This window comes from Vibrio sp. 2033, from assembly GCF_033339735.1.
In genome coordinates this window covers 283219-307898 of sequence record NZ_JAWOVC010000003.1, presented here as the reverse complement: position 1 = coordinate 307898, position 24680 = coordinate 283219, and the positions used below count along the sequence as shown (strand labels likewise).

20 protein-coding genes are annotated in these 24680 nt (G+C 44.7%); 16 read left to right on the top strand and 4 right to left on the bottom strand.

The features are described from left to right. Positions 1 to 31: 31 nt before the first annotated feature. The 12 genes from R7P74_RS06990 (at position 32) to choV (ending at position 14975) form a co-directional block, all read left to right on the top strand. Positions 32 to 1186, top strand: coding sequence for an acyl-CoA dehydrogenase family protein (locus R7P74_RS06990; protein ID WP_005382663.1), 1155 nt, complete (start codon positions 32 to 34; stop codon positions 1184 to 1186). A 49-nt stretch (positions 1187 to 1235) separates the two neighbouring features. Beyond that, on the top strand, positions 1236 to 2012 hold the full coding sequence (locus R7P74_RS06985; protein ID WP_225473011.1) for an enoyl-CoA hydratase: 777 nt from the start codon (positions 1236 to 1238) through the stop codon (positions 2010 to 2012). Between the two features lie 10 nt (positions 2013 to 2022). Then, positions 2023 to 3153 carry an enoyl-CoA hydratase/isomerase family protein gene (locus R7P74_RS06980; RefSeq protein ID WP_225473013.1) on the top strand — a complete coding sequence of 377 codons (1131 nt, stop codon included), beginning with the start codon at positions 2023 to 2025 and terminating at the stop codon, positions 3151 to 3153. Positions 3154 to 3172: 19 nt separating this feature from the next. Further along, positions 3173 to 4069, top strand: a complete 897-nt coding sequence (gene mmsB / locus R7P74_RS06975; RefSeq protein WP_053307601.1) for a 3-hydroxyisobutyrate dehydrogenase — start codon at positions 3173 to 3175, stop codon at positions 4067 to 4069. Positions 4070 to 4078: 9 nt separating this feature from the next. Beyond that, positions 4079 to 4837, top strand: coding sequence for an SDR family oxidoreductase (locus R7P74_RS06970; RefSeq protein WP_005373217.1), 759 nt, complete (start codon positions 4079 to 4081; stop codon positions 4835 to 4837). A gap of 462 nt (positions 4838 to 5299) precedes the next feature. Next, the gene (locus tag R7P74_RS06965; protein WP_080996206.1) at positions 5300 to 7321 is read left to right on the top strand and encodes a tetratricopeptide repeat-containing diguanylate cyclase; all 2022 of its coding nucleotides are present in this window, start codon (positions 5300 to 5302) and stop codon (positions 7319 to 7321) included. A gap of 605 nt (positions 7322 to 7926) precedes the next feature. Next, a complete protein-coding gene (gene betI, locus R7P74_RS06960) occupies positions 7927 to 8526 on the top strand; it encodes a transcriptional regulator BetI (RefSeq protein ID WP_017820329.1) in 600 nt (199 codons plus the stop codon). An 18-nt stretch (positions 8527 to 8544) separates the two neighbouring features. Then, positions 8545 to 10005: a betaine-aldehyde dehydrogenase gene (gene betB / locus R7P74_RS06955; protein ID WP_053307603.1), complete on the top strand. Its 1461-nt coding sequence runs from the start codon at positions 8545 to 8547 to the stop codon at positions 10003 to 10005. 180 nt (positions 10006 to 10185) lie between these two features. Continuing rightward, complete coding sequence (gene betA / locus R7P74_RS06950) at positions 10186 to 11901, top strand: choline dehydrogenase (protein WP_318122772.1); 1716 nt, start codon at positions 10186 to 10188, stop codon at positions 11899 to 11901. A gap of 36 nt (positions 11902 to 11937) precedes the next feature. Further along, on the top strand, positions 11938 to 12876 hold the full coding sequence (locus tag R7P74_RS06945; RefSeq protein WP_005382646.1) for a choline ABC transporter substrate-binding protein: 939 nt from the start codon (positions 11938 to 11940) through the stop codon (positions 12874 to 12876). 75 nt (positions 12877 to 12951) lie between these two features. After that, entirely contained in the window at positions 12952 to 13794 is an 843-nt protein-coding gene (choW, locus tag R7P74_RS06940) for a choline ABC transporter permease subunit (protein WP_005392552.1), read from the top strand. Positions 13795 to 13796: 2 nt separating this feature from the next. After that, the gene (gene choV / locus R7P74_RS06935; protein ID WP_042523602.1) at positions 13797 to 14975 is read left to right on the top strand and encodes a choline ABC transporter ATP-binding protein; all 1179 of its coding nucleotides are present in this window, start codon (positions 13797 to 13799) and stop codon (positions 14973 to 14975) included. Between the two features lie 96 nt (positions 14976 to 15071). On the opposite strand, the gene R7P74_RS06930 is transcribed toward choV, so the two are convergent. Continuing rightward, positions 15072 to 15728 (bottom strand): NAD(P)H-dependent oxidoreductase, encoded by a 657-nt coding sequence (locus R7P74_RS06930; RefSeq protein WP_064354707.1) that lies wholly within the window; start codon positions 15726 to 15728, stop codon positions 15072 to 15074. Between the two features lie 243 nt (positions 15729 to 15971). Here R7P74_RS06930 and R7P74_RS06925 point away from each other — a divergent pair, with 243 nt between their 5' ends. Next, entirely contained in the window at positions 15972 to 16406 is a 435-nt protein-coding gene (locus tag R7P74_RS06925) for a globin (protein WP_017633662.1), read from the top strand. Positions 16407 to 16447: 41 nt separating this feature from the next. Here the strand turns inward: R7P74_RS06925 and R7P74_RS06920 are convergent, their stop codons facing one another. Next, a complete protein-coding gene (locus tag R7P74_RS06920) occupies positions 16448 to 17230 on the bottom strand; it encodes a slipin family protein (RefSeq protein ID WP_318122771.1) in 783 nt (260 codons plus the stop codon). 10 nt (positions 17231 to 17240) lie between these two features. After that, positions 17241 to 18617, bottom strand: a complete 1377-nt coding sequence (locus tag R7P74_RS06915) for an NfeD family protein (protein ID WP_053307604.1) — start codon at positions 18615 to 18617, stop codon at positions 17241 to 17243. Positions 18618 to 19115: 498 nt separating this feature from the next. Between R7P74_RS06915 and R7P74_RS06910 the strand changes: the two genes are divergently transcribed. The 3 genes from R7P74_RS06910 to R7P74_RS06900 all read left to right on the top strand — a co-directional run bounded on the left by R7P74_RS06910 (position 19116) and on the right by R7P74_RS06900 (position 23001). Continuing rightward, a complete protein-coding gene (locus R7P74_RS06910) occupies positions 19116 to 20084 on the top strand; it encodes a cytochrome-c peroxidase (protein WP_017820324.1) in 969 nt (322 codons plus the stop codon). Then, the gene (locus R7P74_RS06905; protein ID WP_225473017.1) at positions 20077 to 22434 is read left to right on the top strand and encodes an ATP-binding protein; all 2358 of its coding nucleotides are present in this window, start codon (positions 20077 to 20079) and stop codon (positions 22432 to 22434) included. The genes R7P74_RS06910 and R7P74_RS06905 overlap by 8 nt, the downstream gene beginning before the upstream one ends. A gap of 99 nt (positions 22435 to 22533) precedes the next feature. Beyond that, positions 22534 to 23001, top strand: a complete 468-nt coding sequence (locus R7P74_RS06900; RefSeq protein ID WP_017820322.1) for an OsmC family protein — start codon at positions 22534 to 22536, stop codon at positions 22999 to 23001. A gap of 76 nt (positions 23002 to 23077) precedes the next feature. On the opposite strand, the gene gdhA is transcribed toward R7P74_RS06900, so the two are convergent. Continuing rightward, positions 23078 to 24430 (bottom strand): NADP-specific glutamate dehydrogenase, encoded by a 1353-nt coding sequence (gdhA, locus tag R7P74_RS06895; RefSeq protein ID WP_017633658.1) that lies wholly within the window; start codon positions 24428 to 24430, stop codon positions 23078 to 23080. Positions 24431 to 24680 lie beyond the last annotated feature (250 nt).

The window sequence follows — 24680 nt, the reverse complement described above, 5'->3', positions numbered from 1 at the left end:
AATGCAACGAATTAGACCTTAGGACTTCAAGATGGATTTTGAATTAAACGAAGATCAACTCGCGTTTGCCGAAGTAGCAAAGCAGTTTGCAGACCAAATGTTAGCGCCTCATGCGGCCGAGTGGGATGAAAACCATCATTTCCCTAAAGATGTACTGCGTCAAGCAGGTGAACTTGGTTTTCTGAGCATCTATACGCCGCCAGAGCATGGTGGCTTGGGGTTATCTCGTTTGGATGCGGCGATCATTTTCGAGCAGTTGGCTATGGGTTGTACCGCGACTACTGCGTTTATGACCATTCACAACATGGCGACGTGGATGATCACCAGCTTTGCCAAAGCCGAAGTGGCGCAGCAATTTAGCGCGGATCTAATTTCGGGTGAAAAGCTCGCTTCCTACTGTTTAACCGAACCTAATGCCGGCTCTGACGCCGCTTCTCTAACGACTAGCGCAGTGCGTGATGGCGATGAGTTTGTCCTCAATGGCGCAAAAGTGTTTATCTCTGGCGCGGGTGATACAGATGTATTGGTCGTGATGGCGCGTTCGTGTGGTGAAGGAGCGGGTGGCGTTTCTGCATTCGTTGTTCCTGCTGATTGCGAAGGCATTAGCTACGGTAAAAAAGAAGCCAAAATGGGTTGGAACTGCCAGCCAACTCGCATGATTACCTTCGAAAATGTTCGTATTCCGGCTGACTATCTGTTGGGTGAAGAGGGAGAAGGCTTTAAGTTCGCCATGCTTGGTCTGGATGGCGGCCGAATCAATATCGCCACTTGTTCCGTCGGTACTGCGCAACAAGCTCTGAACGAAGCCAAACAATACATGACCGAACGCAAACAGTTCGGCCGTTCACTGGCGCAATTTCAAGCGTTGCAGTTCAAGCTTGCTGATATGGCGACTGAGCTGGTCGCTGCGCGTCAAATGGTGCGACTCGCTGCCGCTAAACTCGATGCCCAGCACGCAGAAAAAAGTGCGTACTGTGCCATGGCAAAACGCTTTGCTACTGATGTGGGCTTTAAAGTCTGCGATCAGGCGCTGCAAATTCACGGTGGCTATGGCTACATCAAAGAATATCCAGTCGAGCGCCATTTCCGAGACGTTCGTGTTCACCAAATCCTTGAAGGTACCAACGAAATCATGCGTCTGATCGTCGCAAGACGATTACTAACGGAAGGCGTTGAGCTGCTTTAGTCAGCGAGACACAGCCTTACCTAAAGAAATTAAAAAGGACTGAAAGATTATGACGGCACAAATCAAACTAGAGCGTGAAGCGCACATTGCCAAGCTCACGATTAGTAACCCGCCAGCAAACACCTGGACGCTTGAATCTTTGAATCAGCTAAAAGAGTTGGCGATTGAACTCAGTAATGATCGCTCCATTTATGCGTTGGTATTAACAGGCGAAGGCGAGAAATTCTTTTCTGCTGGAGCGGATCTCAACAACTTTGCATCCGGCGATAAATCGCAAGCCGCAGATATGGCGTTCGCATTTGGTGAAGCCTTTGAAGCGCTGTCTGCGTTCGATGGTGTTTCCATCGCAGCAATTAATGGTTACGCGATGGGCGGCGGTTTGGAAGTGGCGATGGCGTGTGACATTCGCATCGCAGAAGAACAAGTACAAATGGCACTTCCTGAAGCATCGGTAGGCTTGTTGCCGTGTGCGGGCGGGACGCAAAACCTGACCGCGTTGGTAGGTGAAGGTTGGGCGAAGCGTATGATCCTGTGTGGCGAGCGTGTGACGGCCGAGCGAGCGGAAAAAATTGGGTTAGTCGAAGAGGTGGTGGCGAAAGGTCAAGCACTCGAAGCGGCTATGGGGCTAGCACAGCGTGTTGCAGGTCAATCACCGAAATCTGTGTCAGCGTGCAAAACGCTAATTCAAGGTCGACGCAGCCAAACTCATGCAGCTGGATTGGTTTTGGAGCGTGAACTGTTTTTACAGCTGTTCAATACACAAGATCAGACTGAGGGTGTGAATGCGTTTTTGCAAAAGCGCAAGCCACAATGGACAAACAGCTAGCGGAGGCCAAATGACAGGTACAGTAAATGTTTCAAAACTTGAGTGCGCTGATGGCTCTGTTATTGGTGTGCTAGAGCTTGATAACCCAGCAGCTCTCAACGCGTTGAGTTACGTGATGATTGAGAAGTTGTACAAACAGCTTAATGAATGGCAAACGGACGACAGCGTCATCGCGGTATTCTTGCATGCTCAAGGTGAAAAAGCGTTTTGTGCTGGTGGTGATATTCAAGCGATCTACCGTGCACTTGAAAACAAAGAGCAAGACTTTGATTCTGCGTTTTCAGCGATGGAAACCTTCTTTGACCTCGAATATCGCTGTGACCATCTTATTCATACTTATCCAAAACCGATCATCGCGTGGGGACATGGTTATTTGATGGGCGGCGGTGTGGGCTTATTTATGGGTGCTAGCCATCGCGTTGCAGAAACGACCACACGCTTTGCAATGCCAGAGATTAAAATTGGCCTTTACCCAGATGTAGGCGCGACGTACTTCCTAAACCAGTTGCCAAAACATTTGGCACTGTTCTTAAGTTTGACGGCTTGCCAAATTAACGCAACAGATATGAAAGCGTTGGGGTTAAGCCAATGGATTGCACAGCCAGAAAACAAGCAAGTGCTGCTGGATCTGCTTGCATCGGTAAGTTGGCAAGATGAAGCAAACATTAATGAAAAAATCGCCACTATGCTGCGTTCGGTACAAGTTGATGAGCCAAGCGAAGGGATGTTGATGCCCTATGCGGAATTGATTGAGCAGTTATGTTCGGGTGACTTAGCGTCAATTGTTGACGCAATCAGCAGTGCTAACGTTGATAACAAGTGGTTCGTCAATGCGCAGAAGTCACTGAACTATGGCAGTCCGTTGTCGCTCAGTATCACTTATCAGCAGTTAACGCAGTATCAAAATCTCTCTTTGAAAGCGTGTTTTGATATGGAGTTTAACCTAACACTACGTTGTGGCTTAGAAGGTGATTTTAGAGAAGGGGTTCGTGCGCTGATTATTGATAAAACCAATCAACCGACTTGGCAACATCGCACGGTTTCTGACGTAACGCCACAAGTTTTGGAGCGCTTCTTCTCGCCAATTGACTCAGCAGAATACCCACTGACCGCATCGTCGGTAGCTATAGCGGCACTTTAGTACAAGGAAGAAATACGATATGGACAAAATTGCATTTATTGGCCTTGGTAACATGGGTGCGCCTATGGCTAAGAATCTACTCAAAGCGGGCTTGAACGTCGAAGTATTTGATTTGAACCCAAACGCAGTTGAGGAGTTGACCGCATTGGGCGCTTCAAGTGCCGATTCCGTTCAGCAGGCAGTACAAGGTGTTGACGTGGTTGTCACTATGCTGCCAGCGAGCCAACACGTTCAAAGCGTTTATCTTGGTCAAGATGGCATCTTAGATAGCGTCGAATCAGGTACCTTGCTGATTGATTCTTCCACCATCGATCCGGCGACTGCTCGTTTGGTTGGCGAAAAAGCATCGCAACTTGGTATCAGTTTTGTTGATGCACCAGTATCTGGTGGCGTTGCGGGCGCAGCAGCAGGTACGTTAACTTTCATTGTTGGCGGCTCACAAGAGAACTTTGTTCAAGCCAAAGCGGTGCTTAGCCACATGGGTAAAAACATCTTCCATGCAGGCGATGCTGGAGCTGGTCAGGTGGCGAAGATCTGCAATAACATGATGTTGGGCATTTTGATGAGCGGCACCTGTGAAGCACTCAATTTAGGGATGGAAAACGGACTCGATCCCAAAGTGCTTTCCGACATCATGTTGCAAAGTTCAGGGCGTAACTGGGCGCTAGAGCTGTATAACCCTTGTCCAGGTGTGATGGAAAATACGCCTGCAAGCAATGGTTATCAAGGCGGCTTTATGAGCCAGTTAATGGCTAAAGATCTGGGTCTTGCGATGGAAGCGGCGGTTGCCAGTCAAACATCAACGCCAATGGGCAGCTTGGCTCGTAATCTGTTTAATTTTCACAACGGTCAGGGCAACGGGCAAAAAGATTTTTCAAGCTTGTTTGAGTTCTACCAAAAGCAAAATCAGGCCTAAGGAGCGCTTATGGAGTTAGCAAATAAGGTCATTGCGATCACGGGGGCAGGGCAGGGGCTGGGTAAACAAATGGCACTGTCACTGGCGGAAAATGGCGTTCATCTTGCGCTTATCGACCTCAATTCAGATCAACTGGCTGAAACGAAAGCGGAATGTGAATCTCTCGGCGTTACCGCTCGTTTTTATGTGACGAACGTGACTGACGAACAGCAGGTGTGCACTGCTTTTGAGCAAATTGAGGCAGATTTCAAGCAGCTCAATGGCGTTATCAATAACGCAGGTATTATGCGTGATGGTATGTTCATTAAAGTCAAAGATGGTCAGGTTAACACGATGTCGCTGGAACAATTTCAGTCTGTTCTAGATGTGAATGTAACAGGCACTTTCCTGTGTGGCCGTGAAGCGAGCAAGGTAATGCTGAACACCGATAGCAAAGGGGTTCTGATCAACATATCCAGCGTTGCGCGTGCCGGGAATATTGGTCAAACCAACTATTCAGCATCTAAAGCGGCGGTAGCCACCATGGCAACGGTGTGGGCGAAAGAGTTAGGGCGTTTCGGAATTCGCTCAGTGGCGATTGCTCCGGGTGTCATCAAAACTGCCATGACAGACCAAATAAAACCTGAAGCGATGGAACGTTTAATCGGAATGATTCCAGTTGGACGTTTAGGTTTGGCGGATGAAATTTCATCGACCATAAAATACGTGTTAACCAACGAATTCGTGACCGGACGAGTGTTCGAAGTCGATGGCGGAATGCGAATGTAACCCCCTCTGCAACATAAAAAAGGGGAGCGAGTTTGATTGTCCGCTTCCTTCCATTTTCTCCTTTCTTTTATTGCTTCTATCTGAAAAATGTATTGGATGCATGGTCGACTGCTATCTCATCGAACGGTATAAAAATTGATTCTATTTCTAATGTGAATGGTTAGTTCTATATTGCTTGTCATGTAAATGTATCAACTCACAACTAAGATGATCTTTTGTCTCACTAACGAGATCGTCATTCTTGGTGTGTAAAAAACATTCTTATTGGTCATATTGTAACCGAAAACTATTTCGGCATCTAAAGATGGTGATTTATTATTCAGCGCAAAATACATGGGAATATGAGGCTGACTGAATAACCTTCAGTTGTCTTAATAATAAATAATCAGAATTCTCAATTACACTGAAGTAACTACCCATTAGGGAAGAGCAATAATGTCACTATTTCATTCGCTTAGGACGATGCCGCTATTATTGGGGTGTCTGTGTTTTTCTGTTCAGGCCTCCACAGAAAAGGTGGAACAGGAAGGTAAGTTTTTACAGTCGTTAGAAGGCATCGAAAATCAAATTTACGCATTACCTCAGAGTTCTTTAGCTTTGATTGAAGCGTTAGAAGAAGAGTCTTTACTACAAAACCAACCAACAGCGCTGTTGGTGCGTTACTGGCTTGCCAAGGCCACGGTTTTAGAGCTGCTAGGGCGCGTAGAAGAGAGTCAGAGTGTCGTTCAAAAAGGATTGGAGCTTGTGCGTCCACAGAGCCATGAGTATCTCCTGTTTAAGTTGATTCAGATGCGAACTATGGTTGGAAAGAGCGATATCGATACCGCGCTTTCTGCGTTGGATAGCTTGTTGGAAACATCGCGTGAGAATGGTGATAAGCAACTTGAATCAGAAATCCTGTTGCTAAAAGGACGCTATTACGATGAGCAAGGTGAGTTTAAAAAATCCTATGCTGCACTTATGTCGTCCATGGATGTGGCTGAATCTTCAGGTGTTCACGGGCTGGTCGAACGTGCAGCACTAGAGCTAGGTGACGTACTTGTCAAAATTCAGGGTTACGACCGATCTGAGGCGCTTTTGGAACAAGCATATCGCTATTTTAGGGATAGGCGTATGTCGTTCAATGAGTTGTTGAGCGTTTTGACGATAGCGAAACTTCATAAAGCACAGTTCCAATACGAAGAGGCGATAGCGTCATATCAGCGAGCGTTAAAGCTGGCTCAAATTATCGGTGATGGACGCTTTAGATTTCGAGTTAACCTTGAACTTGCAGCTTTATATCGCGAGACGAATCAAGAAAAGAAGATGGTTAACCACTTGAAGCTGGCGGAGAATTTACAGTACAGAGAAACGTCTAGCGCGTATTTGGCAACATTTAAGTTGTTACAAGCCGAATATATGTTAGAGCAGCAGCAATTTGAAATACTTTTAGCGATGATCGCGCCAATGCTGCCGGAGATTATAGAGAGTCGATACGTCAAGCAACAGCAAATGGAGCTACTAAAAGTCGCCGCTATGGCCTATGCGGGGAGCAATGACTTTAAACTAGCATTCGAAACTTACGGTAACTATCACGATAAATTTATCCAATTTAGCAATCAAAGAGAAGTTGAAAATCTTGAGCGCCAGCAGACGTTATTTGAATTGGAACGACTTGAATATGAGAACGAAGATCTCAACTGGAACAATGTGTTGCAGCGTATGGAGCTAGAAAATAACCGTCGTACTTTTTACTTATTGGGTGAAGCGCTACTTGCGCTCATCGGTGTTCTATTTTTGATGGCGGTAATATTTCTCGTCGTCAATCGCTCGCGTTTGAGAATGCGTCGCCTCGCAAAGACAGACACATTGACAGGGTTGTTCAATCGCGGTTTTTTAGAGGACTGGTTCACTAAGCCAGTAGAAGTGAGGCGTGAGCGAAAAGAGAAACCGGTACCTCAATCTAAGCAAGAAAAAATACAACACTTTGTTTTTGAGCAAGTCGAGCAAGTTAAGTACGGTTATCTAGCTTTAAATAAATGGGTAGATAGCAAACTCGATAAACAGAAAATGGTGCCAAATAAACCACAATCGGGGCCAGTAACTTTAGCGTTAATCGATGTGGATTATTTCAAGCAGGTAAATGATACCTATGGGCATGTGTTTGGAGATACCGTACTAACGGGCGTTGCGAAAGTGTTGGAGGAAACTGTACGTGAGAACGACATTGTTGCTCGCTTTGGTGGTGAAGAGTTTGTTGTTGTTATGCCCAATACAGACCATGAAAACGCTCTTATTACTGCCGAACGTTTACGTAGCGCTTTATCCCTACATTGCTTTGTTACGGAACAGAAAGAAGAAGTGAGAGTGACCTGTAGTTTTGGAGTCGTTACCACTGAAGATAATGAGATGAGCTTTAAATCACTTTGCGATCAGGCCGATAAATTGCTTTATCAAGCGAAAGCGAACGGACGCAACTGCGTGAAAGGTCGCTCGCTAGCGTAACAGAAATCAAAAGTTCAGGCTCATCGCACGATGAATCTGAACTTATCCCTCCCATTTACTTTGATAGCCAAGTGACTTTGAGATCCTTGCTTCGAATATAAAACGCTGAATCTAAAATCTTAAAGTCACTTGGCGATATTACTTAAAAATGGCTTAAGGATATCGAATCGCATATTCATGGCGTTCAATATAACCTCTCTTTTTGCCTCCTTCACCTTCAAAGTGCGAATGCCACTTGTGTCTACAAAACTATAACAAACTAGTGTGTCTATTCTTTGTACAAACAAACCATGTACAGGTGAAATGATTAGTGGTCGATATAAATTTTTTGTGGCACAGATTTTTGTTGTTCAAAAATCAACTCGTTCATCATCGTTTTTAAAATGGATCTACATTTAATCGCTTGATTTTAATTGCTTTATTTGTTTGTTCTTAAACTGAAATCTAGTTATCCCGACAAGTTCTTACCGAGCAATTTTTCGTACACCCTCAACTTTTCATCCTTTTTTACTAACATTTTTCTTTAAAAATAATTTGAGTTCGAATTAATTTTCAGGCATTTTATATTTAACTAACCGTTCAATTAAAAATAACAGGGACGCAAAATGCCAAAGGTGGGGATGCCTGAAATCAGAAAACCGCAGCTTGTGAAAGCGACAATGTCAGTGATTGATAGAGTCGGTTTACACGCGGCGAGTATTTCGTTAATCAGCAAAGAAGCCGGTGTATCAACGGGGATTATCAACCACTATTTCGGTGGTAAGCACGGATTGCTGGAGGAAACGATGCGCGAAATCTTGCGTCAGCTTTCGTCCACTATCACACAGAAGTTACGTGAGCTGCCAAGTGATGCTCATCACCAAAGAATTAACGCCATCATTGATGGTAATTTTGTCGGCTATCAGGCAGAAAACCAAGTTGCCAAGACTTGGCTGGCGTTTTGGTCGTACTCAATGCATGACGAGCAGCTCAAGCGTTTGCAGCGTGTCAACGAACGACGTCTATTGTCCCACCTAAGAAAAGAACTCAAAGCATTATTAAATGCAGAGCAGGCTGAATTGGTTGCTCATGGTATTGCATCACTTATTGATGGAATTTGGCTGCGCGGAACGCTCAACCCGCAAGGCATTGATGCAGAAAGAGCGAGAATCATCATCAACGATTATCTCGAAAAACAACTTACGTTTTATTCTGAAAAAATATAAAAGTTACAGGTCTTCAAAATGGAAATGAAAGCACACTATATCAATGGTGCGATGTACGACGGGTGTTCAGATGAACACTTCACCACTTACAATCCGGCGAATGGTGAGCCATTGGCCAACATTAAACAAGCGAACCAAGACGATCTTCAAGCAGCGATTGAATCGGCAAAGAAAGGTTTTGCTGCATGGTCGGCGATGACTGCGATTGAGCGCAGCCGTATTTTACACAAAGCCGTTGCCATTTTACGTGAGCGTAATGACGAGCTGGCTGCATTGGAAGTGGCAGATACTGGTAAGCCCATTCAAGAAGCTATCGCGGTTGATGTCACAACAGGTGCCGATGTTCTTGAGTACTACGCTGGCCTTGCTCCAAGTCTACAAGGTGAACAGCAGCCACTCAGCGACGATCAGTTTTTCTATACACGTCGTGAGCCATTGGGCATTTGCGCGGGTATTGGCGCTTGGAATTATCCAATTCAAATTGCGATGTGGAAATCGGCGCCAGCACTGGCTGCGGGCAACGCAATGATCTTCAAGCCATCAGAAGAAACACCATTAACGGCGCTTAAGCTCGCCGAAATTTATTCAGAAGCGGGCATGCCAGATGGCGTATTTAATGTCGTGCAAGGGGATTACCGAGTAGGACAGATGCTAACGGCGCATCCTGATATCGCAAAAGTGTCATTCACGGGTGAGTCAGGCACCGGTAAAGTCGTCATGAGTGACAGCGCTAAGACACTAAAACAAGTAACGATGGAGCTTGGTGGTAAGTCTCCACTGATTATTTTTGATGATGCGAAGTTAAACGATGCCGTTTCTGCGGCCATGGTGGCGAACTTCTACACCCAAGGTGAGGTTTGTACGCACGGTACACGTGTATTTGTCCATGAAGGTATTTATGACGACTTTATCGCACAGCTTAAAGCCCGAACCGAGCTGTTAGTCGTCGGCGATCCGCTTGATGAGAACACGCAAATTGGCGCGCTAATCTCTAAAGATCATGAATCGAAAGTTCTAGGAGCGATTGAAGCCGCGAAAGCGAGTGGCGCGACGTTACTGACTGGCGGCTACAAAGCAACAGACAATGGCCTAGCCAATGGTAACTTTGTTGCTCCAACCGTATTTGTCGATTGCGATGATGACATGAACCACGTTCAACAAGAAATCTTTGGCCCGGTAATGTCAGTTCTGAAATTCCGCGATGAGTCGGAAGTGATTGCGCGTGCAAATGGCACCGATTATGGCTTAGCGGCAGGTGTATTTACTCAAAACCTATCTCGTGCGCACCGTGTGATCCATCAAATTCAAGCGGGTATTTGTTGGGTGAACACATGGGGTGACTCACCTGCGGAAATGCCAGTTGGCGGCTACAAGCAATCAGGTGTTGGCCGTGAAAACGGAGTCGAAACCCTTAAACATTACACACAAACGAAGAGTGTTCTGGTTCAGCTAAGCGACTTCGAAAGCCCTTACAAATGATACTACTCATAGTAGATAACTGACCACTTTAGCTTGTTAAAATGCTCGATAACTACGTTGTCAATTTTGATTGTAGGTTAACTACTTATCAAAATTTCCGCCTTGTTCTCAAGCATTTTTCCTACGCTAATTTCGTTCACTTATCTAGGGTGATTAGTATTAACTCCTAGGAGAATAAAAATGCAACAACACTACGATTACATCATCGTCGGTGCGGGTTCGGCCGGCTGTGTGTTAGCGGATCGCTTAAGTGAAAGTGGTCAAAATTCGGTCCTATTACTCGAAGCGGGTGGGTCGGATAAAAGTATTTTTATCCAAATGCCAACGGCGCTTTCTTACCCGATGAACACTGAAAAATACGCGTGGCAGTTTGAGACGGTTGAAGAGCAAGGGTTGGATGGTCGCCAACTTCATTGTCCTCGCGGAAAAGTTCTGGGCGGTAGCTCATCTATCAACGGCATGGTTTACGTTCGCGGACACGCTTGTGACTTTGACCAGTGGGAAGAGGAAGGCGCGAAAGGCTGGAATTATCAGTCGTGTTTGCCTTATTTCCGTAAAGCAGAGTCTTGGATTGGTGGTGCTGATGAATATCGGGGCGATCACGGTCCAGTCGGCACATGTAACGGCAACGATATGAAGCTCAATCCACTGTACCAAGCTTTTATTGATGCAGGCAAAGAAGCGGGCTACCCAGAAACAAAAGATTACAACGGTTATCAGCAAGAGGGCTTTGGCCCAATGCATATGACCGTCGACAAAGGCGTACGCGCTTCGACCTCTAATGCATACTTAAGCCGCGCTAAAAAACGCAAAAACTTCACCCTAATGAAGAGGGTGACGGTTCATCGAGTTTTATTAGAAGAAACTGGTGCAGAAGGTAAGAAAGCGGTAGGCGTTGAATTTGAAAAGTCAGGTTCAATTCAGCAATGTTTTGCGAATAATGAAGTGATTTCGAGTGCGGGTTCGGTTGGCTCCGTTCAGCTGTTGCAGCTTTCAGGCATTGGCCCTAAGGCAGTATTAGAAAAAGCGGGCATTGAGGTGAAACACTCGTTGGAAGGGGTAGGTAAAAACCTGCAAGATCACTTAGAAGTGTACTTCCAATATCACTGTAAGCAACCTATCACGCTCAACAGCAAATTAGGCTTGGTGAGCAAGGGCTTGATTGGCACTGAGTGGATATTAACTCGCAAAGGCCTTGGTGCTACTAACCACTTTGAATCGTGTGCGTTTATCCGCTCTCGTGAAGGACTAAAGTGGCCAAATATTCAATATCACTTCTTGCCAGCGGCAATGCGCTATGACGGGCAAGCTGCTTTTGATGGTCATGGTTTCCAAGTGCACGTCGGACCTAACAAGCCAGAAAGTCGCGGGTCGGTCGAAGTTGTCTCTGCGAATCCGAATGATAAGCCGAAGATTGAGTTTAACTACATTTCCACTGAACAAGATAAGCAGGATTGGCGTGATTGTATTCGCCTTACTCGCGAGATCCTCAATCAGCCAGCCATGGATGAGTTTCGTGGGTATGAGATCCAACCCGGTCTGAACATCACAACGGATGAACAGATTGATGAATGGGTGAAGCAAAACGTCGAGAGTGCTTACCATCCATCTTGTACCTGCAAAATGGGCGCAGATAATGACCCATTAGCCGTCTTAAATGAGCGATGCCAAGTACGCGGTATTCAAGGCTTGCGTGTGGTGGATTCTTCTATTTTCCCAACCATTCCGAACGGTAATTTAAATGCGCCAACGATTATGGTGGCAGAACGCGCCGCGGATATGATTTTGGATAACGCCCTAGAAACGTCGAACAACGTACCAGTTTGGATTGCACCGGACTGGCAAGAGATGCAACGAATGCATCCGCCAAAAAGAGATCTCGATTCGATCTCATAAAATGAAAAAGTCAGTAATCATTACAAGGAATTCAACATGTCTAAGATGACAAAAATCTTCTCAACAATTGCACTAAGTACTTTAGCAACAGGCGCTTACGCCAACCAATGTGAAACGGTTCGTTTCGCAGATGTAGGTTGGACTGACATCACAGCGACCACTGCCGTTACATCAGAGTTACTTAAAGGGTTGGGGTACAAAACGAAGACCGATCTTCTGTCTGTGCCTGTAACTTACTCCTCTATGGCTAATGGCGATATCGACATTTTCTTAGGTAACTGGATGCCAACGATGGAAGGTGATATCGCGAAATACCGTGATGCAGGTACTGTTGAAACCGTACGCGCGAATCTCGTTGGCGCAAAGTACACGCTAGCGGTTCCAAAATACGTTTATGACGCAGGCGTAACCAACTTCGCTGACCTAGTAAAACATGCCGACAAATTTAAAGACCGCATTTACGGCATTGAACCAGGAAACGATGGCAACCGCTTAATTCAGTCAATGATTGATAGTAACGCATTCGGCCTAAAAGATTTCAGCCTAGTTGAGTCCAGTGAAGCTGGCATGGTATCTCAAGTATCACGTGCCGCACGCCGCAATCAATGGATTGTGTACCTAGGTTGGGCGCCGCACCCAATGAATAGTAACGTTGAAATGGAATATCTAGCGGGTGGTGATGACTTCTTCGGTCCTAACTACGGCGGCGCGAACGTCTACACAAACGTACGTAAAAATTACCTCGCTGAGTGTCCAAATGTAGGTCAGCTAGTGAAAAATCTAGAGTTTAACCTAGAAATGGAAAATGAACTGATGGAAGCGATTCTTAACCAGAAACAGAAGCCATCAAAAGCAGCGCAAGCATGGTTGAATGCAAACCAAGAGCAAATTGAAGCGTGGCTAGAGGGCGTGAAAACGGTAGATGGCCAAGATGCGCTAACAGCTATTACAAACTACTTAAAAACAAACGCTTAATAAGCAGTATTTGAGCTCGTTTTTTTAAAAGAAAGTGGGCAGTTTTGCCCGCTTCATTAACACAAAGGTTTTATTTTGAATTTTATTACGGACAACAAACTACCGTTGGGCCAATGGATGGAAACTGGCGTCGATTGGTTAACCATCAATGCATCGGGTTTTTTCGATGCAATCTCTATTACACTTGAAACGATCATTCTTTTCGTGGTGGACATTTTTAAATGGATGCCACCTGCAGCGCCAATCATTATGACGGCGGCAATTGCTTGGTTCTTACACCGCAGCATTCCTCTTGTCGTATTTATCGTGTTGGCCTTACTCGCAATTCTCAACCTTGGTTACTGGCAAGAAATGCTGGAAACCTTTGTCCTTGTGTTTGCAGCGACAACGATTTCCGTATTAATTGGCGTGCCGTTGGGCATTATGGCGGCGCACCGTCCTTGGTTATACACCTTGTTGCGGCCAATACTCGATTTAATGCAGACCGTCCCGACATTCGTTTACCTAATTCCAACCTTGGTTCTGTTTGGATTGGGTATTGTTCCTGGCCTAATCTCGACCATCATTTTCGCTATCGCTGCGCCAATTCGATTGACGTACCTCGGCATTATTAAAGTGCCGGAGGAGCTACTTGAAGCGGGTAAAGCATTTGGTGCCAGCCGTATGAAGCTACTGTTTAAGGTGGAGTTACCTGCGGCATTGCCAAGTATTATGGCTGGCGTTACGCAGTGCATTATGTTGTCTCTTTCTATGGTGGTCATTGCGGCGCTTGTTGGCGCTGATGGACTTGGTAAGCCAGTCGTACGTGCACTGAATACGGTAAACATTTCACAAGGTTTTGAAGCTGGTTTAGCGATTGTACTCGTTGCCATCATTCTTGATCGCTTGTGTAAAGCACCAAACCAGAAGGAGGCATAATCATGGACGCTATTACTATTAAAAATCTTGATGTCGTTTTTGGTCAGCAACAAGCACAGGCGCTAGCACTACTAGATCAAGGGAAGTCTCGACAAGAAATCATTGATGAAACTGGCCAAGTGGTTGGGGTTGATAATGTTTCGCTGAACGTGAAACAGGGTGAGATCTGTGTCTTGATGGGGCTTTCGGGCTCGGGTAAATCAAGTTTGCTGCGAACGGTTAACGGGTTGAACGATATTTCTCGTGGCTCTCTGAAAATTAAAGACGGCGACGACATGGTTGAGCTCTCTAACTGTGACGAACAGAAGTTGCGCCACCTTCGTACTCACCGCGTATCCATGGTGTTTCAGAAGTTTGCATTGATGCCATGGTTAACGGTATTAGATAACGTTGCGTTTGGTCTAGAAATGCAAGGCATTGGCAAAGCAGAGCGCCGTAAAAAAGCGCGTGAACAGCTCGAAATGGTCGGTTTGTCTGAGTGGGAAACGAAATTCCCGCACGAGCTCTCTGGTGGTATGCAGCAGCGTGTTGGCCTAGCGCGAGCGTTCGCGATGGACACAGATATCTTGTTAATGGATGAGCCGTTTTCAGCGCTTGACCCATTGATTCGCGCTCAGCTTCAAGATGAATTGATTCTGCTTCAAGAAAAGCTAAACAAAACCATTCTTTTTGTGAGTCACGACTTAGATGAAGCACTTAAAATCGGTAACAACATCGCCATTATGGAATCAGGAAAGCTGATTCAACATGGCAAGCCAGAACAGATCATTCTTGCTCCAGAAAACGATTATGTGGCGGACTTTGTTGCTCACACTAATCCATTAAATGTGCTGAAGGGACGTTCCTTAATGCGTGACGATTTGGTTCGCGAAGATACGCGTGTTCTGATTTGCCCTGATAAAGATATTTGGGTGATACAAGAGAGCAAGGGGTTAAGTTTAGCGGATAAAGATAAATCGTTGATTCAATGGAAGAGCGACTCTTCGAACCTTGACGAAGTTAATGAAAACTCTCTGGTTCAGGTTAGCCCAGAAATCAGTATGCGAGAAGCGATTGAACTTAAACAGCGTAGCAATCAGCCTCTGCTTATGGTTGAAGATAATAAGCTGGTTGGTGTGTTAAGCGACAATGAGCTTTACGATGCATTGCTTGGTAATTTTAAGTCAGAGCAAGTAGCGTAAAGTTGACGCAGAACCAAGTAAAAAAGAGCCGCACATTAATGCGGCTCTTTTTAGTTTAAACAATGACTTAAGTCGCTAAGCTAAGACAATGGTCGACTATAGAGTCGTAATTACATCATCCATTGCAAGGCGCGCTTTTGGAAGACCATGATTATAATCTTCCCCATCCTTATGGTAGCCAATCGCCAGTGCAACTTCACAAATATGGCCCTCGAGCTCTTCTTTAAACTCTTCTCCAATCAGAGCCGGATCGACACCTTCCATCGGTGTTGAATCAATGCCTAGTCGTGCCAATGTGTGTAGTAGGTTGCCTAGTGCCAAATAGACTTGTGCTTTTGTCCAGTTTCCGTTGAAGCCATTTTCGTCCGTATTTGCATCGGCAAAAGCGTAAGCACCCATAAAGTTGTTGTACATCTCCGCTGGCAAGTGGCCAGATGTTACTTCTGCATCCACACGCTTCGCAAATTTCTCTTTAGTAAATTTAGGATCGTAAGCAAACAGAATCGTATGTGATGCGGCTTTCGCGTGTGGTTGGTTAAACTGATGCATATTTGCAAACGTATTGTGGAAACGTTGCTTCGCTTCATCACTTTCAATAACGATGAATTTCCATGGTTGTGAGTTGATAGAAGACGCTGACAAGCGCAGTGCTTCTTTGATTATCGCCATGTCTTCTTGAGAAACGCGCTTGGTTTCATCATATTTTTTTGCAGTGTAACGGCTATTTAGATCGGTAATGATTTGATGGGACACGTTTATATCCTCTTTATGTGATGACAGATGAGGATGCACTAGCATCGACAACCATGCGTACCTCGAATATGGGGTCATGATAATGGATATTTTTTCATTGATAAGAGGGTGTTTATTTAAATCACTTTTTACTTTTTGTTGAAAATCGATGTGGGTTGATCGGTTTGAAACTTAAAAGTCCTTATTTGGAAGCTTTTATTTGATATTAAATTAAACTCATATTAAGGCGTAGGGGAAAGCAACATGAACGTGATTGAAGTTTTTAATGATAGCTATGAACGTTGTACTTCAGATCAGGAGTTTTTCGACTTGTTCTACAAAAATTTATGGTCGAAAAGTGCCAACTTTAGACAGAAGTTTGACGGTATAGACATGCACCAACAAGTGAGAATGCTTAGAGGGTCTATCGTATTTTTTATGATGGCAGATACCTCGACCGAAGCGCACAAAATGGTGGAAAAGTATGGGAAAAAGCATGCAAGTGCAGATATTGGTATAGAGCCGCAGGATTTTGATGTTTGGCTTGAGAGTTTGTTAGAAACGGTTCGGCAGTGTGATTCTGGGTACGATGCCGATGTTGAAACCGCTTGGCGAACATGCTTTAAAACGGGCTTAGAAGTAATGAAACAAGAATGTGATAAAGAAGATGGGCACATCCTTAAAGCGAGTACCAAATAAGGAAGTAACGTGAGTGGTCGTTACTTCCTAGGGGCAGAATCTTACTTATCTTGTGTCTCTTTATTCTTTTTCACCGCTTCGGCGATATCACTGACAGCTTCGACAAGATTGATCGGCATTGGAAAAATAATAGTGGATGTTTTGTCTGTAGTGATTTCAGTGAGTGTCTGCATGTAACGTAATTGCAATGCATTCGGTGCTTCGTTGAGCATTTGCGCTGCTTCTTTTAATTTATTTGAAGCCTCTAACTCACCAGTAGCGTGAATGATCTTCGCCCTACGGTTACGTTCTGCTTCTGCCTGACGGGCTAGGGCTCTGACCATGCTGTCATTTAAATCAACATGTTTGACTTCAACCGTAGCAATCTTGATTCCCCAGTCATCAGTCTGTTGATCGAGAATGGATTGTAAATCCTTATTGAGGCGTTCTCGCTCTGATAGCAATTCATCGAGTTCATGCTGACCCAATACCGAGCGCAGCGTGGTTTGTGCTAACTGGCTGGTAGCATCGCTGTAGCTTTTAATATTGTTAATCGCCATTTGAGGATCAACTACACGAAAATAAACGACCGCGTTGACGCGCACAGAAACGTTATCTTTGGTAATTAAATCTTGTGTCGGCACATCCAAAACGACAGTACGTAAATCAACCCTCACCATTTGCTGAATAAATGGGATAAGGATGATCAAACCAGGTCCTTTGACTTCTTGAAATCGACCAAGAAAGAACACAACCCCACGTTCGTATTCTCTCAAAACCTTGAACATTTGGGTCGCTAGTGCGAACAGCAGCACCACGATCACCGCAACGGTATAGAGCATCATAAAGCGCCTCCTATTTATTTTGGCGGTCATCAGGCATCACAGTTAAGGTCAGCCCTTTAACATTAACAATGGTGACGTGATCACCTTGTTTGAATTGTTGATGGTCTTTGGCTTTAGCTCGCCATAACGCACCGTTGAGTTGAACGCGTCCTTCGCCATCGATAAAGTCATCGCTTACCACGGCGACCTTCCCAGGGTAAGTCTCTAAACCCGTCGTTACACGCCGGCGACGAATTTTGAGCAGCAGGCCGACGGTCAGCACGATTAGAGCCACGGAAAATATGGCAATACCAAAAATCAAAGGAAGGGCGATCTGGAATCCTGGTAACTCACTGTCCATGAGAAATATCGAACCGAGTACAAAGGCGACAACGCCGCCTAAGCCCAAAATACCAAAGCTCGGGCTGAATGCTTCCGCTATCATTAGTGCAATACCGAGTAACAGCAGACCAAGACCTGCGTAGTTGACGGGCATCATTTGTAGTGCGTACATGGCAAGAAGCAGACAAATCCCACCTAGCACACCGGGTAAGCCAATTCCTGGGTTGTAAAATTCAAGAAGTAAACCGTAGATGCCGATGAGCATTAGAATGTAGGCAACGTTTGGATTGGTGATAACGGCTAGCATTTCTGCTCGCCAGTCGGGTGTTCTTTCAATCCATACGGGATTTTCCAGTGACAATGTCACATCACGATTGTTAACTTTAACAGTTTGTCCATCAATGGCTTTGACTAAATCCTCTGGTGAGTTGGCTATATAATCAATAACGTTTAATTCCAATGCCTCTGTGGCGTCCAAACTCGCTGCTTCGCTCACTGCTTTCTCTGCCCACTCTGCATTTCGGCCATGAAGCTTTGCTAAGCCTTTAATATAGGCTCTAGCATCATTAATCACCTTTTTCTCCATTGCGGTTTTCGCGGGAACTTTCTCTGAACCTTCGTTGGTTCCTTCTGGCGTTTCTTCCGCGTTTTGATCTTTGCCATCATCCGATGAAGGAGGTTGAGGCGTACCACCTAACGCGACGGGCGTTGCAGCTCCGAGGTTTGTCGCTTCAGCCATGGCGGCTACGTGACTAGCGAGCAAGATGTATGTTCCTGCACTGGCAGCTCTAGAACCAGATGGGCCGACCCAAGTTGCAATGGGAGTCGAGGAGGTGGTAATCGCGTGAATAATATCTCGCATTGCGCTATCTAAGCCGCCTGGTGTGTCCATCTCTAAGATCACTAAACTGACACCGTTTAGTTGAGCTTCTTCTATTTCACGAGATAAATAGTCGCTAGTAGCAGGCCCTATAGCGCCTTTGACAGGAACAATCCAAACGGTATTCGCCAGTGCTTGACTGGCAATCAAGAGTAAAGGTAAGAACCATATCCATAGTCGTTTCATGCAGTCCTCCTTGTGTGGTCACAGGGACTTTTTGAAATCCTAATTCAAGTATATCCAAATAACTTAGAGATGCTTGAGTATAGGTTCTAATGAATAAGTTCCCGAGGCTAATTAGGAGACTACATTTTTATATATAAACGCTGTGTGAGATAGTAAACTAAAGCAAATTATTGGTAATTGTGATGTTTATGTTTATTGTTCAGCGTTTGATTAAGTTGGCCGTTATCTGTGCCGTATTCTTTACTATTTTCGATCTGATCTCGTATGGAGAGGTGACTTGGTTTCAACGGTTTTTGGCTTTTCTACACTAAACTCAGATTTCAATACGTTAGCTACTCATAAGGCGATAGGTTTCTTCCTATTCGCCTTATTACTCCCTCTTCAACCAAAGCCTTAAACAAAGCAATACTTAACTCGTTTTTTCAACTTCCTGTCGGTGGAAAAAACGCCAAAATGCAACTAAATTCATATCAATGATAAGTTTAAGGTATGTAGTTGATGAGGCAATTCAGCGCAATCGCACTAGCTGTTGTAACACTCATTTTGAGCCAAACAACAACCGCAAGAAACGCGAAGATGTTAGGTGATATCTCCCTAGTTCAGCCCATACAGGGTGATCCTAATGTGGATATTAAGCTAGCGAGAATTGGCTGGCATCTCTTCCGCGATCCTCAATTATCGTCAAATGGTAATGTCAGCTGCGCGACATGCCACAATCTGCAAACCAATGGCGCTGAAAATACACCTGTCTCTACGGGGGTGAAAGGTGATGGAATTAGAAATTCTATAACAGTGTTTAATGCAGCGTTAAATTATCGTTTTTTATGGGATGGTACGGAAAACACCTTGATGGCTCAGATTGATGGTCCAATCCATAATCCAATGGAAATGGATTCAAACTGGCAAACAATAGAGCAATATGTAAAAGAGAGTGAACATTATCAAGCTCTATTTAATCGTGACGGTGAATTGCCGATTAACGTTCATAATATCAAGTCCGCTATTGTGGAGTTTGTTGAAGGGCTGCAGACGCCTGGCGCACCATTCGATGCTTACTTATTGGGTTACACGCATGTACTGAGTGAACAGCAAATCAGAGGTTGGAAAACATTTCAGACTTCAGGTTGTGTGCAGTGTCATCAGGGCAAAAATATCGGCGGAGCGATGATCCAAAGGTTCGCCTATTTCAAGGATAAGCCAGTAGTAGAGGACTCGGGCAGGCAACTCGTTACGATAGAAGATGAAGAGCGATTCTATTTTAGAGTAGCCAGTTTACGCAATGTCGCGCTAACGAGTCCTTATTTTCATAATGGGCAAGTCGATAAGTTATCCGACGCGATACAAATCATGGCTAAAACCCAGCTCGGTATAACGATGAACGATGAGAATGTCGCGGACATTGAAGCATTCTTGCAGTCGTTGACAGCACCTAGACCCATAATTTTAGAGGTGTTGGAAAATGAATAAATTCAAACTGATCAACTTTTGCTTTTTTATTGGGATACTGACGTGCTGCACACTGGCGTATATGTCGTATATGAATTCAAAAAACGCTCAAGAATTTCATGCTGGGCTAATGAATATCGGACATGAGTTGATTGAAGAGCGTGATGTTATCGTGAACCGATATGCCGTTGAAGATAGGAAAAACTATGAGTTAACAACATCTTTAGTAGAGATAGAAATCGCAGTACAGGCACTGTTGGAATCATCAAAGGCATCAGTTTGGTTTCCCGTGACACCCAATCGTATAAAAGTTAGGGATACGCTTGAACAGTTTAAGGAGCGAGTGCTTCAAACAACGTTGAAGCTTGATATGTTAATTGGTGTTCAGGTAGAAAATCGGTATGCATTACTCATGTTGTTCAATTTATATCAGCAAGATGTTTCTACCGAGAGCGGTCAATCTTTGGGTGGCAGTCGTTATTTTGAATTTCTCAACCAGTTGCTTCTAACACAAACTGAAGTTGAGAGTGAAAAGGAAGCGAACTTCCTTAAACGGCTTCAAACGAGTGATAAAAGAATTGAATTGCTGACGAATGAACTGCTTGATCACACTTATATTGAGTTTGTCGAAAGCTCAGAGCATCGGTTACTCAATATTGCTCAAAGTGAGGCGCGTTTTACGTGGTTGTTTGTATTTATCGCGGTGATGTTTCTAGTTAGCGCGTTTGTTTATCAGTCACATCACCGAATGCATAACTTAAAACAGTTGAATCTTGAAATTGAAGAGGCGAGAAACAAAGCCGAGCGAGCGGCAAAAGCGAAATCAAATTTTCTCGCTGCAATGAGTCACGAACTAAGGACGCCGATGAATGGTGTACTAGGGCTTTCTCAAATGATTGCAGAAGAGACCAAAGAGCCGACGACGAAAGAGCATATTGGGGTTATTCTTGATTCTGGCCAGCATCTGATGACTATCCTCAACGATATTTTGGATTTTTCTAAAGTTGAAGAAAACAAACTGGAATTTGAGCAAGCTAAGTTTAAGCTCGATCAAGTGCTTTCTCCGGTGTGTAGCGCAATAAAACCACTTGTTGATGAAAAAAATATCGAGTTAATCTTGGAAAACGAGGTTTCTGAATATACTGAATTTACTGGAGATTGTGCGCGTTTACGACAGATCTTGTTTAATCTCGCCGGTAACGCGGTGAAGTTTACCAACGAAGGGCATGTGCTGGTTAGAACTGAGTTAGATGAATCGAATCAGTTGTTGGTCATGCGCGTGAGCGACACCGGTATTGGTATTGCGCCAGACAAGCACGAGCATATTTTTAACTCGTTTGAGCAAGCAGACTCATCAACGACTCGAAGGTTCGGCGGAACAGGGCTTGGGTTAGCCATCGTCAAAAAACTAACCGATTTGATGGGTGGCCATATTACTCTGAAGAGTATAGAAGGCGTTGGAAGTCAATTTATCGTTGAGTTGCCGATTCCTTGGGTAGAATCTGCTCCGAAAAAGCAGCAAGAAGCACCGAAACCTCGCGCAAAATCACACCATTTAAAGATACTACTTGCTGATGATAACCGTGTGAATGCCATTGTGGCAAAAGGGTTTTGCGAAAAGCTTGGGCATGAAGTGGATGTTGCAGAAAATGGATTAATCGCGGTTAAAAAGGCGAAAGAGAACGAGTACGACCTGATCTTGATGGACAACCATATGCCCGAGATGAATGGCGTTGAGGCGACACGCGTTATCCGACAAGAGTTAGGTATCAAGACATTACTCTTTGCGTACACGGCAGACGTATTTCGTGAAGCTCACGATAGCTTTATTGAAGCAGGAGCAGACCATGTGCTTACGAAACCGCTACAGCATGAGAGCTTTTCAGACGCTCTCAAACAGTTTGCCGCCAGACTCGAACCGAAACAGAATCCGCCACTAACGAGTGACAGCAATGTGCTTCAGTTGCAACGTAAGCCAATCGAGAACTTAAGGTTAACAGAGGAAGAACTCTCCCGCTCAGGCATGTTTGCTTCTTTACGAGATGAGCCAGAAGCGCTCGACGAGCTGCTAAAAAGCATTATTGTCGATTTTGAGACATCTGTTGATGAGCTTATTGAATACTTTATGGCTGAAGACTTTGCTTCATTAGAGCTGACGTTGCACAAAACTAAAGGGATGGCACTGAACCTAAGTTTACCTATTTTGGCGAGCCAAACGGAGGCCCTGGAAACTCAACTTAAAGCCAACCAAAGTCCCGAGATTGAGCAGTTGCAGATGCTGATCAATCGGTTACAGGTCAACATCCATCAGTCTCATAGACTTTTGGATGATATCCAGAAGAACAATGCCGATCCTCAACAGATTTTATAGTCCCTGTGAGTGCGATGCTTTCCTTAACTCATTTTGTTGTGGTTTACTGTGGCAAGGACGGATAGTGTTGATTCGTCGTCGGAAAATCAGGGAGTTAGAATGAGTAAGCATTCCGCTTTAATCAAATGGCATCGTAAAGCTGGCGAAGAGTTTAGTGATAATAAGTATAGTCGGGCACACATTTGGCAATTTGATGGAGGGTTGCAAGTCCCAGCATCTCCATCTCCCCACGTAGTACCATTACCACTATCCGTAGAAGAAAACGTTGATCCAGAAGAAGCGTTTGTCGCGGCACTTTCTAGTTGTCATATGCTCGTTTTCCTGTCTATTGCAGCAAAGCGACGTTATGTTGTGGACAGTTACTTCGATGAAGCGGTAGGGGAGCTTGAAAAAGGCGAAAACGGAAAAGAGTGGGTATCAAAGGTAACGTTAAACCCTAAGATAACATTTTCAGGTGAAAAACAACCGACACCATCTCAATTAGAAAAACTGCACCACATGGCCCATGAGAATTGCTTTATCGCCAACTCCGTTAAAACAGAAGTGACAACGCTTATTGCGAATTAAGTGGAGCTCTTTATCAAAAAGCGCGGCCTATTGCGGAGTTATATTAAGCCAGCAGTCATCCTGCTGGCTCGTTCATCTAGACGACACCTTGCTCAATCATTGCATCAGCGACTTTTCTAAAGCCTGCAATGTTGGCGCCTAAAACTAAATTTCCAGGTTGGCCAAACTCTTTACTGGTTTCGTTTGCATTGATGAAAATATTTTTCATGATGGTTTGCAACTGACTATCCACTTGTTCAAACGTCCAGTTTTGCATGCTGGCATTTTGCGCCATTTCAAGTTGACTGGTTGCAACGCCGCCTGCATTGGCTGCTTTTGCAGGCCCATAAGCTATGTCCGAGTCCACGATAATATTGGCAGCATCACGGGTGGTTGGCATGTTCGCCCCTTCACTAATCAAAATACATCCGTTTTCGATAAGAGCCAGTGCGTCGTCTGACGTTAATTCATTTTGAGTCGCACAAGGGAAGGCAGCATCAGCCTGATATCGCCAAACAGCATGTCCTTCATTAGGATAGTCGCCCTCTGGTGTGTATTCTGCTTCAGGGTAAGTTTCTAAATATTCTTCTAAGCTTGCTCTTTTCACTTCTTTCAGTTGTTTTAGGAGCTTAAGATCAATACCGTGCTCATGATAGATCGTACCTCGAGAGTCGCTGCATGTAACTGGCGTTGCTCCCATATGGTACAGTTTTTCAATGGCGTAGATAGCCACGTTGCCAGCACCAGAAACGAGACAAGTTTTCCCTTTCAATGAATCGTTGCGGTCGTTGAGCATGCATTCTGCAAAATAGACGGCGCCATATCCTGTCGCTTCTTTTCTGGCGAGTGAGCCACCCCAAAGAAGACTCTTGCCTGTGAGCACACCTTCGTAGCGTCCCGTCAATCGTTTGTATTGACCAAACATATAGCCAATTTCGCGCGCCCCGACGCCGATATCGCCTGCGGGTACATCGGTGGCAGGACCGATATGACGGTACAACTCGTTCATAAATGATTGGCAAAATCGCATGATCTCGCCGTCGGATTTTCCTTTAGGATCGAAGTTTGAACCGCCTTTGCCGCCACCGATAGGAAGGCCAGTCAGTGCGTTTTTAAAGATTTGCTCAAAGCCGAGAAATTTTATGATGCTCGCATTGACTGAGTGATGGAATCTCAATCCTCCTTTGTACGGCCCCAAAGCAGAGTTGAATTCAACTCGATAACCTTTGTTTACTTGTACATTTCCAGCATCATCAACCCAAGGAACTCGAAACATGATTTGACGTTCTGGCTCGACGATCCTCTGGATAATCGCTTGTTCCTTATATTTATTATTGCCTTCTATTACCGGCGCGAGAGAAGTTAATACTTCTTCTACCGCTTGGTAAAATTCTTTTTGCGCAGGGCTACTGTGTTGCAACGCAACAATAGTATCGTGTATGTATGACATAGATTTCTTCCTTGATGTGAATAAGCAATCAGTTTATATGAATGTATTTCCATTAAATAGTGATTTTGACCAAGATTCAATGGTTGTAGTGGTCTTTCCTGCGGATGAGAATGTGCAGCTTCTAACCCAGGCTGTGTTGGTTGAGATAGGTAGGGCGAGCTAAGTAAGCGGGTGGTTGAGTGATCAGTTTCACATATAACAAGCAGAAATCACTTTAGTCGATGTTGTTGTGCAGTTACGCAAATTGTTT